Below are 9,677 nucleotides of genomic sequence, written 5' to 3' on the forward strand. Positions count from 1 at the left end.
AGCATGGTCTCGAAAAGCCGCTTTAATGTATAATGGCGGCTTTATCACAAACCAAGCTAGTTAATTATGAGTTTAGGCACAAACAGTGCTGACGCGTCGCCATTAAACGCTGCGCAAAGTAAGCAAAAGTACAACTTCAACAAACTTCAGAAGCGACTTCGCCGCAACGTAGGTAAAGCTATTGGCGATTTCGGTATGATTGAAAACAACGACAAAGTTATGGTGTGTTTATCTGGCGGTAAAGACAGCTACACCATGCTTGATATTCTATTGTTTTTAAAGAAGATTGCGCCTATTCACTTTGATATCGTTGCGGTTAATCTTGATCAAAAACAGCCTGGTTTCCCTGAACATATTTTGCCTGAATATTTAGAAAGCATAGGCGTTGACTACAAGATTGTAGAAGAAGACACCTACTCTATCGTTAAAGACAAAATTCCAGAGGGAAAAACTACCTGCTCGCTTTGTTCTCGCTTGCGCCGGGGTATTCTGTATCGCACAGCAAAAGAGTTAGGTGCGACTAAAATTGCATTAGGTCATCACCGCGACGACATGCTAGAAACGTTTTTCCTCAATATGTTTCATGGTGGCAAGCTTAAGTCTATGCCGCCAAAGCTAGTCAGCGACAACGGTGAACACATCGTTATTCGTCCATTGGCGTACTGCACAGAAAAAGACATCGAGAAATATTCTCAGGCCGCTGAATTTCCGATTATTCCGTGTAACCTTTGTGGCTCACAAGAAAACCTACAGCGCCAAAACATAAAGGCTATGCTTCAAGACTGGAACCGTCGCTTCCCAGGTCGTATAGAGTCAATGTTCCGTGCGCTTCAAAACGTAGCGCCTTCACACTTAATCGACAGCAACCTTTATGATTTTAAAGCTATAGCTACACAAGAAGGCCCGGTAGAAGACGGTGATATCGGGTTTGATGAACCTGCTTTCACTACAGAAAATAGTACGGACTTCAGTGATGAAGATAATACTATTGAAGTAATAAACATTATGGAACCGAAGTAAATGAAAATTGGACTTGCGCTAGGTGCCGGAGCCGCAAGGGGCTGGACGCACATAGGTATCATTGAAGCTTTAGAAAAACTCGGCGTAAAAATTGACGTTGTAGCGGGATGCTCTATTGGTGCCTATGTTGGTGCTGCCTACGCAAGTGGTAAGCTAGAAGGTTTAAAAGAATGGGCCTGTTCGCTAAGCGATTGGCAGGTATTGGCTCTTATGGGTGTAGGCCTTAGACGTGGGGGCATCGCAAGCGGACAGAAAGTTTTCGATAAGCTTGCCAGCGAGTTTTGTGTTTCCTCTTATGAAGAAATGCTGAAACCCTTTGCAACAGTGGCAACTGACCTTTATACCGGACGTGAAGTTGTATTTAATTCAGGCCCTATTGGCGACACCATTCAAGCATCATGTGCTATTCCCGCACTCTTTGCGCCCGTAGCACACGGTGATCGTTGGTTGGTAGACGGTGCCGTTGTAAACCCTGTACCGGTGAACTTGTGTCGCCAATTAGGGGCCGATTTTGTAATCGCGGTTAACCTTAACGCCGATTTTCGACCACTTCGTCTTGAAAAGTTGAGACAAGATCATGAAGAAAACCAGCGCAAAACTGAGGACTTTTTTACTAAAAGCCAAAACGTACTACGCCAATGGTTTTCGCCTGATAGTAAAGAAGACAAAGCGTCAGAAGAAAGTGAAGAGCAGCTTAAAGTCAATGCTTCTGAAGATGTGAATGCCGAAGAAAGCATTGCTTCTGAAGTTATTGAAAAAGTGGAAGAAGAGTTTACCGAAGTGCCCGCAAAGGTGAATAAGCGCAACCCGCCGGGAATTATGAGCGTAATGAGTAGTTCACTTGAAATACTTCAAGCTCGCGTTACCCGCTCTCGTTTAGCAGGCGATCCACCAGACATTCTTATTGAACCTCAACTTACCGATGTGGGTATTATGGAATTTCATCGTGCTGAAGAGCTATGCGCCAAGGGTGAAGAGACCATCGCCCGTGTAGCAGAGCAAATTAGGTATCAGTTACTAACCTGATACCTAATTTTAGCAGCCGATTAACTCGAAGCCATAGCAGTTACGCGCAGCGGCTCTTGAGGTAACGTTAAGCCTTTTGCGTCGTTGATCCAATCTTGTTTTAGATGCAACACGCCATTATTGATTTGCACACCTTGTGGTGTAATGAAATCTAAATTCTTGTCATCAAATTGAATCATCAAGCCCTTTACCGAAGGCATCATGAAAGACAAAAAGCTTCCCATTTCATTAAAGAAAGCTTCGTACTGACCATACAAAAAAGTAAGGTCGTCTTTTGTGTAATACTGCTTAAGGTATTCCGGTTTGGTTTCAAGTTGTACCGACATATCACACACGTTAGCCCGCTCGTTAAGGTCAATTCGAACCAGTGCATTAGCCAGCTTCAGTGCTTTCTCAGTAGGTACAGTAAAACGCCCTTCATCCGTTACCTCTAAAGGCATCGTTTTCTTATCAGTAACAATAGATGCTTCGTTAACTTCACATAAACGCCCTTCACCAACACGAACAAACCCAAATGCAAACTGAAGTGCTTGGGTATCTTCATTATCCAGCTTTTTAACATGGCTATAGAAACGGCTGTACTCAACATCTATCGTTTCAGCAGCAACGGAAGAACTGCCTACACCAATAAACAGAGATGAAGCAAAAAATAAAGCAGCACGTATCATTCGGATAAAAACTCCTCGTTAAATAGGATCATAGTTTGAAGCTCTTCAACATAAGCGGCTCCGCGCTCGGAATAATTCATTAGCCCTTCAGCTAACGCAACACCAGTAATAGGAATTTGGTTTGCACGCAGTCGGCTGCGGATCTCTCTTAAATCCGCATACGCGTCGTGGCGGTTTAAATTTCGCATATAGGTATACGTAGCACGTGACAAACTGTCGAATTTGGCAACTTCATGAGATGCCCCATCGTTTCGACGGTTCGGAACAAAGCCACACCCTTTAGAGAAACACCATAAGCCAAAGAAGTTATAGCCCTTTCTTGCAAAGCGACTTGTGCCCCAAGCTGACTCGTTCGCAGCTTGCACAAGTACCAACTCCGCAGGCAGAACATCAATTTTTTGCAACAGCGCCAACAGTTTCATCTTTAACGGTTGCGTCGGCTTAACTCGATATTCCTCTTCTAACCATTCAAGCCTTGCCATATCTTCTTCAGAGAGCGACTCGTTGGCTAACGCCTTCCTGTACAAGGTTTGCACGTAATGCCTTAACGTAAGTAGATAAGCATTCTGCTTCTCTACTTCAGGTCGTAAATAGTTAAAAAACGCTTCTTTCTTCTCTTTTACATCTGTATAAGCAGAGAAGTTAGGCACCGGCTTTTTGGCTTCAACCGTTTGCGGTATGTCTAAAATATCCGGCTCGTCCTTTGTAAAAATAATGGCATTGATGACGATTACCGCCAAAACGCCCAGCGTTATAAGGACTATTTTAAAGGTTTCACGTTTATGCATCGAAGCTAGACTCATTCACATCGTTTTCAGATGCTTCCGTGCTTACTCCCTGCTCGCCAATTAATTCCTGATAGAGCAAGCCCATCATACTAAAATAAAACGGTAATACCCAAATAAGTGAAAACCCCAGCGTTAATGGCACTGAAGCAAACAGTAAAAAGAACACACCAAATATGCTGGCGATTTGAACCCAGTATGCATTAAATACGCGACAGGAAAGGATAATCGCGCTAATTGGCGTTAGCTTTCTATCAGCGACTAACATTAAAGAAAAAGACGACGCTAAATAAAAGTAAAGACCAGGAATGATAAGCAGCATCATACCTAGCTGAACAAGAATACTGTTTACTAACTGAGTAAGCGCCAGCAAAAATATCAAGGGGAAAAACTGAAATACGGTAAATACTGTCGTTCTAGTACCTCGCGCTACAAAGACCCCCATCATATATAACCCTGTCAGTAACGGAGCGACGATGCAAATTGCGACAATTTCAATGATTGACTGATGCTCAAAAACGTAAGTTCCATCGTCATTTATCGTAATGTATTGCTGAGCAAATACACCTAACACGACAAACGTTAAAAATAGAACAACACTTCCCTGCAGCAATGATGAAAAGTTTGCCTTTGTTAAACCGGCAGCGCGGCGCAATAGACCTTTGGTATCAAATTGATACTGTTTAGACAACGTATTGTTCAGGCGGTCTTGGTTTACGTCTTTCACACAACTCTCTTATCTTTTTAAAAAATCGGCGCGATTATACCAACTCACAAAAACAAATGCCTGTTTGTAAGGTAAACAAACGTTAACCTAGTACTAATTTCGCAGCTAAACCGACGAGTAGTACACCCATCGCACGGTCTAACCAATACCCTTTTTTACCAATAAGCTCAGCTACTTTACTGGTGCTCAAAAGGTATGAAAGAAAACAGAACCACAGACCAGTAGCTATAGCTAAATAGATCCCGTAGCCAAGTTTCACCTCAAATGGGGTATCAATACTAATAATTGCAGTAAACAACGAGAGGAAAAACAGCGTCGCTTTTGGGTTAAGCCCATTTGTTAGAAAGCCCATCCAAACTGCGCGCTTTGCCGATATCTGGGATGGTTTCTTTTCAGCGTTAACTACCGGGTCCTGCTTTACAGGCCCGCTTCTAAGCGCACCAAACGCAAGGTACAGTAAATAAGCTGCGGCGGCATAGCTAAACGTGGTGAATAACCATGGAGTAGTTGCAATAACCACACTAAGCCCCACTAACGAGTAAGCCACATGCAGTAATATAGCTAATCCAATCCCGATGCTGGTGTACATGGCGATACGCCTGCCATAGGCCACGCTGTTTCGAACAACCACCGCGAAATCTGGACCTGGGCTAGCAACAGCCACAAGGTGTACCAACGCAATGGTAAGAAACTCATTCAAATACTGCATGTTATGCGCCTCCTACAGCGCGTATTTCGATATTAATTGATCAACCCATTGTGGGACGATGTGAGAAGCAGGGCCTGTTAGCGATTCATCGAACAATGCATTAGTTACGCCCGGCTCCAAATTTGCCTCTATGGTGTGTGCGCCACTTTCTTTAGCGATCTGAACAAAACCCGCGGCAGGATAGACATTACCTGATGTGCCAATAGCAATAAACACATCAGCCTTTGAAAGCGCATCGTAAATCTCTTCCATGTACATGGGCATTTCACCAAACCACACGATATCCGGTCGTAAGGTTACTCTGTTGCAACACGGGCATTGAGTGGTGTGATCAAAACTATCACTCCAGTCAAAAGTCTGCTGGCTTATAGCGCAGCGCGCCGATAGCAGCTTGCCATGCATATGGTAAACAGACTGGCTTCCACCGCGCTCATGCAAGTCATCCACATTTTGAGTAACCAACATCAGGTTGCTACCGAACGCTTTCTCAAGTTTGGCCAGCGCCTCATGCGCTGCATTAGGATTCACGTCGTCTTGCTGTAACTGCGCACGTCGAGCGTTGTAAAAGCGATAAACTAAGCTAGGATTTTGTTCAAAAGCCTCTGGGGTAGCCACCTCTTCTACGCGATGATTTTCCCAAAGGCCGTCATTATCCCGAAATGTCTTTAATCCAGATTCAGCGGAAATACCCGCACCGGTAAGAATAACAATATTGGGTAGAGATTGATCAGATGGCATCAGGTTGTTCTTACTCTGTAGTTATAGAGCTAATTATACGATTAGCATGTTGTGTATTTATTTAGTTAAAAGCCGCGACTCTTTAAATATCTTTGACCACAGGATATTGAGTATCAGCGCCCCACTCTGACCAAGAGCCATCGTATACTGAAACCTGAGTAGCGCCGCACAATAATGCCGCCACACCAATTATGCAGGCGGTAACGCCAGAACCACACGTACAAATAATAGGTTTGCGTAAATCGATATTAGCGCGGTCAAAAACAGCCTTAAGCTGCTCAACTGGCAAAAAGTGCCCGCTTTTGAGTAAGGTGTCAAAAGGAATATTAAACGCACCAGGCATATGACCTGAACGTACTCCTTCACGAGGCTCTGACACTTCTCCTTTGAATCGCGGCGCGCTGCGCGCATCAACAAGTTGCGCTTCAGTATTTATTGCCTGAAGTACTGCACCGGAATTTGCGAACCAACCAGGCCTAGGCGTAGCTTGATAGGTTAATTTTCCGTATTGTTGTTGTTCTGAAACCGGCAGCGCTGCTTTTTCCCATGCAGGCTGCCCGCCATTTAATAGATAAACATCCTGGTGGCCCAACGCTTTTAACATCCACCACACTCTCGGCGCAGAATATATTCCACGGGTATCGTATACCGTAATAGGTGTATTCGCTGTTATGCCCTGATTACCAAGATAAATAGCAAGGTCATTTGCAGAAGGCATACTGTGAGGGAGACCTGTAGTGTGATCGCTACCTTCACTATCTAAGTCAAAGTCGACTGACGCAGGTAAAACCATTGCCGTTCGCGTATCTGGTGTTTTTGAAACGGGGTCGTCCATTAACGCTCGTACAAGCGTTACCGGCTTTTGTTGCATTACATTGGCTAATTCACCAACTGAGAGCAATACCGATGCCATTACATTCTCCTAAAAGGCACCCACATCAGTGAGTGCCCTGTAATACCCCGATAAAACAAATCGGTACGTATTCAAACACATTACATAGTTAGCTAACCAACTAACCTATGTTGCGGATCTACTTAGCTAAGAGCTGCGATAGCCGCGTCGTAGTTCGGCTCTTCTGTTGTTTCTGCAACTTGCTCTGTGTAAACCACTTTGCCTTCGGCATCGATAACCACTACTGAACGAGACAGCAGCCCAGTAAGCGGCGCTGATTCAAAGGTAACACCATAGTCATCACCAAAGCTTGAGCGGAAAGTCGAGCCTGTAAGTACATTTTCAATACCTTCAGCACCACAGAAGCGACCCGCTGCAAACGGAAGATCTGCCGATACACAGATAACTGTAGTGTTATCCAATTTTGCCGCTTCTTCGTTGAATTTACGCACAGACATTGCACATGTTCCCGTGTCGATAGAAGGGAAAATGTTTAATACCACATTTTTTCCTGCAAGCTCAGACAGTGTTACTTCACCCAAATCTGCTTTCACTAATGTAAAGCCTGGTGCAGATGTACCTACTTCAGGAAGCTGACCCTTTGTCGTAACTGTATTGCCTTGAAAAGTAACTGATGCCATTCGCTTTCTCCGTGTTTTGTTAATATGAAATAGTGGATGTAAAACAATACTTTCGCAAATAAAAGTGACGCTTTTTAAATGTTACTTTTAACCTGCGACTCTGCAAACGCAAGCTTATGCTGCAAATGCGGCTTACCTTTTAAATATTCCCGTCTAAACACACTGAAATAATGCGCTAAGGTTTGTGCCCCTTGCTTCTGTTCTGCAAGGTCTAAAACGCTAATACCAACTTCAGCAGTACAGTGTTGGAAATCATGGGTAGATTCGCGTAGTAGATAATCTGACGCTACGTCCATACTCACGCCCAACACAGGAAAGTCATGCAAGTAAGGGCTCTTCACGAACATTTTTTTTGCTTCACGCCACGTTCCATCCAAGAAAATAAATAGTAACGTTTTTCCTGTATTCAATGGTGGCGTATCAATACAACGTTCAGCTGCAGCATATTCGTGTGGAAATACCACGATAGGAAAATATTTTTCGTTACGAAGTAACGCCAATAGCGCCTCTTCTGGCTCGGTGCGCTTCCACAAAAATGCGTGGTTATCTTTAACCACGTCCGCAATTAAACGACCGGTATTAGTAGGCTTATAATATTCGCCTTTGTACATCAAGAACAAAACCGCCACATCAGTGCCAGCCTCAGGCTTAAATTCACAAATACAGTTTTGCGTTGGAAGTAGACACGCGTCGCAGCGAACTACTTTACTCCCACGAGCGTGGAATGGACGTTCAGCACGAGATAACTCGTCTAAACGAAGTGACATAACAGAATTCAAGATAGTACGTCTTTGCCAAAATTTTTACGGATTTTACCATAGTAAAACGAAGTAAAAGAGCGAGTCTAACAAATATCAATTTTAGGTTAGCTAGTTTATGTGTCTTTGCACGGCTATCATTTAAAAAACGTGCGTTTTTTTGTGATGAAGTATCTTTTATATTGTACTTAGTTCAAAGAAATAATATTCACACGCACACAAAGTTAAAGTTACATATGAATGTAACGTCATAGGTTTAAAAATGAAGAAAGTAACAGTGAAAGATGCATTTTTGCACGACAATATCAAGACACTTTTTCTAGGTAAACGTAATAAATTATATAATTTTTTAAAAGTCATCAACTACATGGCCTTAAATTATGATGGAGGCGACTCTAGGTTTTGCTGTGACGCCAAAGGCCCGCCTCGATATAATTTCGAGCGCTTTCCCTTCGCTAGAATCTCAGTACGTAGACTTAAAGAGTCTGTCCAAGTTGTCACTTTCAACCCCCCTTCTAAGGCGTTCTTAAAAAAACATGGAAACCTCAAAACCGTCGTGACGAAGAGGCAAAAAAAGTGGATTTTGGAGATTCGAGATGAAACAGACTTTGATAAATTAAACGACTTGCTCTCGACAAAGCAATACGCTTATTTTTGTGGTGCTGGTGAAGTATCTAATAGCGAAACAGAAACGAAGTCAGACAACATGTTTACTCGTTTAGCTCCTGAACCTAGACACATTGACTTATCACGGAAGTTTACAAAATGGTTGAAACGGCAGTCTAGTCTTGAGGACATTGAAACCGAAGTGCGTGTTGACCAATTGGATAACAAGCAAACTGCTGTTATAGATATTCAAGCTAATGTCCCAAAGTTTTTACAAGAAAAAGGTTTACCTAGAAAAATATATATAGAGTTGAAGACATCAGCAGATAAAGATATTTTTTATAATTCTAATTCCAACCGCATGCTCATTCGAAATGCCGTAGGGCAATTGCTAGATTATGTTCACTTTGAATATATAGAGCCTGATTGTGAGCTTTGGATTGTTGTAGATAATAAGATAAGTCTAGGTGAACGCAGTTTTATAGATAGCTTGAACGAAGATTACCCCAATAGGCTGTTTCGTCTATTTTGGGTACAACAAAATAGCAAAGATAGTAGAGTGAGTTTTGGTTTTTATCCTACAAAATGCCAATTAATTATTTAAGGCATATCACCGCAAAACCCGATGAAAGTTAGAAGTAAAAACGAAGATTTCTCGTTTAGGTACTCAGTGACTAATTAGAAACTAATAGACTTTAGCTAACAATTGTGGAAAAAATAATAGAAAATCCATTGTCCACTTCCCTTAAACTTTGAATCGCCACTATTAGCCAAGACGGTTGCCTGGATAGAAGATGAAATAGAAAACTGGATCACTGAGAGAATCGAGAGTAGGAATTAGCCCATACATAAATGGGCTGTCTTACGGGAAGAATTTTAACAAGAATAGACTTTATCAATAACGAAGTTTCTATGAACACCAGGTCTAGATACAGATGCCATTATAGCGATATTTTTCTCTACGTTATAACAATATCTTAAACCTTTAAAAACGGGCCTGTAACAGATTCTGTGTAACTGCCATTAGTTAATATGTTTTTCGAGGCGCTCCTCGAACTCGATAATAAAACGACTCATCGCCTGACGCCAGTTTTGAATCGGCATCGC

At 42.6% G+C, this 9,677-nt stretch carries 11 protein-coding genes; 3 read left to right on the top strand and 8 right to left on the bottom strand.

Going from position 1 to position 9,677, the window contains the following annotated elements:
- Positions 1–66: 66 nt before the first annotated feature.
- Together ttcA and AC27KT_RS08535 are read left to right on the top strand one after the other, a co-directional pair.
- A complete protein-coding gene (gene ttcA, locus AC27KT_RS08530) occupies positions 67–1,020 on the top strand; it encodes a tRNA 2-thiocytidine(32) synthetase TtcA (protein WP_474807971.1) in 954 nt (317 codons plus the stop codon).
- Positions 1,021–2,046 carry a patatin-like phospholipase family protein gene (locus AC27KT_RS08535; protein WP_487129048.1) on the top strand — a complete coding sequence of 342 codons (1,026 nt, stop codon included), beginning with the start codon at positions 1,021–1,023 and terminating at the stop codon, positions 2,044–2,046.
- A gap of 20 nt (positions 2,047–2,066) precedes the next feature.
- On the opposite strand, the gene AC27KT_RS08540 is transcribed toward AC27KT_RS08535, so the two are convergent.
- The 8 genes from AC27KT_RS08540 to AC27KT_RS08575 all read right to left on the bottom strand — a co-directional run bounded on the left by AC27KT_RS08540 (position 2,067) and on the right by AC27KT_RS08575 (position 7,973).
- Positions 2,067–2,714, bottom strand: a complete 648-nt coding sequence (locus AC27KT_RS08540; RefSeq protein WP_487129050.1) for a DUF2987 domain-containing protein — start codon at positions 2,712–2,714, stop codon at positions 2,067–2,069.
- The gene (locus AC27KT_RS08545; RefSeq protein WP_487129052.1) at positions 2,711–3,502 is read right to left on the bottom strand and encodes a glucosaminidase domain-containing protein; all 792 of its coding nucleotides are present in this window, start codon (positions 3,500–3,502) and stop codon (positions 2,711–2,713) included. Before AC27KT_RS08545 ends, AC27KT_RS08540 begins: the two co-directional genes overlap by 4 nt.
- Complete coding sequence (locus tag AC27KT_RS08550) at positions 3,495–4,226, bottom strand: YciC family protein (protein ID WP_487129054.1); 732 nt, start codon at positions 4,224–4,226, stop codon at positions 3,495–3,497. The genes AC27KT_RS08545 and AC27KT_RS08550 overlap by 8 nt, the downstream gene beginning before the upstream one ends.
- Positions 4,227–4,308: 82 nt before the next feature.
- Positions 4,309–4,935, bottom strand: a complete 627-nt coding sequence (locus AC27KT_RS08555) for a LysE family translocator (RefSeq protein WP_487129056.1) — start codon at positions 4,933–4,935, stop codon at positions 4,309–4,311.
- 12 nt (positions 4,936–4,947) lie between these two features.
- Positions 4,948–5,673 carry a Sir2 family NAD+-dependent deacetylase gene (gene cobB, locus AC27KT_RS08560; protein WP_487129058.1) on the bottom strand — a complete coding sequence of 242 codons (726 nt, stop codon included), beginning with the start codon at positions 5,671–5,673 and terminating at the stop codon, positions 4,948–4,950.
- Positions 5,674–5,755: 82 nt separating this feature from the next.
- A complete protein-coding gene (locus AC27KT_RS08565) occupies positions 5,756–6,586 on the bottom strand; it encodes a sulfurtransferase (RefSeq protein ID WP_487129060.1) in 831 nt (276 codons plus the stop codon).
- Positions 6,587–6,708: 122 nt separating this feature from the next.
- Positions 6,709–7,206, bottom strand: coding sequence for a thiol peroxidase (gene tpx, locus AC27KT_RS08570; RefSeq protein ID WP_487129062.1), 498 nt, complete (start codon positions 7,204–7,206; stop codon positions 6,709–6,711).
- A gap of 74 nt (positions 7,207–7,280) precedes the next feature.
- The gene (locus AC27KT_RS08575; RefSeq protein WP_014976631.1) at positions 7,281–7,973 is read right to left on the bottom strand and encodes a tRNA-uridine aminocarboxypropyltransferase; all 693 of its coding nucleotides are present in this window, start codon (positions 7,971–7,973) and stop codon (positions 7,281–7,283) included.
- Positions 7,974–8,226: 253 nt separating this feature from the next.
- Here AC27KT_RS08575 and AC27KT_RS08580 point away from each other — a divergent pair, with 253 nt between their 5' ends.
- The gene (locus tag AC27KT_RS08580) at positions 8,227–9,174 is read left to right on the top strand and encodes a hypothetical protein (RefSeq protein WP_487129064.1); all 948 of its coding nucleotides are present in this window, start codon (positions 8,227–8,229) and stop codon (positions 9,172–9,174) included.
- Positions 9,175–9,677 lie beyond the last annotated feature (503 nt).

The sequence above is a fragment of the Alteromonas sp. 5NW40-0090 genome, assembly GCF_057552975.1.

What these genes read in the sequence shown, in the direction of transcription:
- ttcA (WP_474807971.1), top strand. Translation starts at nt 67, where the DNA reads ATGAGTTTAGGCACAAACAGTGCTGACGCGTCGCCATTAAACGCTGCG.
- AC27KT_RS08535 (WP_487129048.1), top strand. Translation starts at nt 1,021, where the DNA reads ATGAAAATTGGACTTGCGCTAGGTGCCGGAGCCGCAAGGGGCTGGACG.
- AC27KT_RS08540 (WP_487129050.1), bottom strand. Translation starts at nt 2,714, where the DNA reads ATGATACGTGCTGCTTTATTTTTTGCTTCATCTCTGTTTATTGGTGTA.
- AC27KT_RS08545 (WP_487129052.1), bottom strand. Translation starts at nt 3,502, where the DNA reads ATGCATAAACGTGAAACCTTTAAAATAGTCCTTATAACGCTGGGCGTT.
- AC27KT_RS08555 (WP_487129056.1), bottom strand. Translation starts at nt 4,935, where the DNA reads ATGCAGTATTTGAATGAGTTTCTTACCATTGCGTTGGTACACCTTGTG.
- cobB (WP_487129058.1), bottom strand. Translation starts at nt 5,673, where the DNA reads ATGCCATCTGATCAATCTCTACCCAATATTGTTATTCTTACCGGTGCG.
- AC27KT_RS08565 (WP_487129060.1), bottom strand. Translation starts at nt 6,586, where the DNA reads ATGGCATCGGTATTGCTCTCAGTTGGTGAATTAGCCAATGTAATGCAA.
- tpx (WP_487129062.1), bottom strand. Translation starts at nt 7,206, where the DNA reads ATGGCATCAGTTACTTTTCAAGGCAATACAGTTACGACAAAGGGTCAG.
- AC27KT_RS08575 (WP_014976631.1), bottom strand. Translation starts at nt 7,973, where the DNA reads ATGTCACTTCGTTTAGACGAGTTATCTCGTGCTGAACGTCCATTCCAC.
- AC27KT_RS08580 (WP_487129064.1), top strand. Translation starts at nt 8,227, where the DNA reads ATGAAGAAAGTAACAGTGAAAGATGCATTTTTGCACGACAATATCAAG.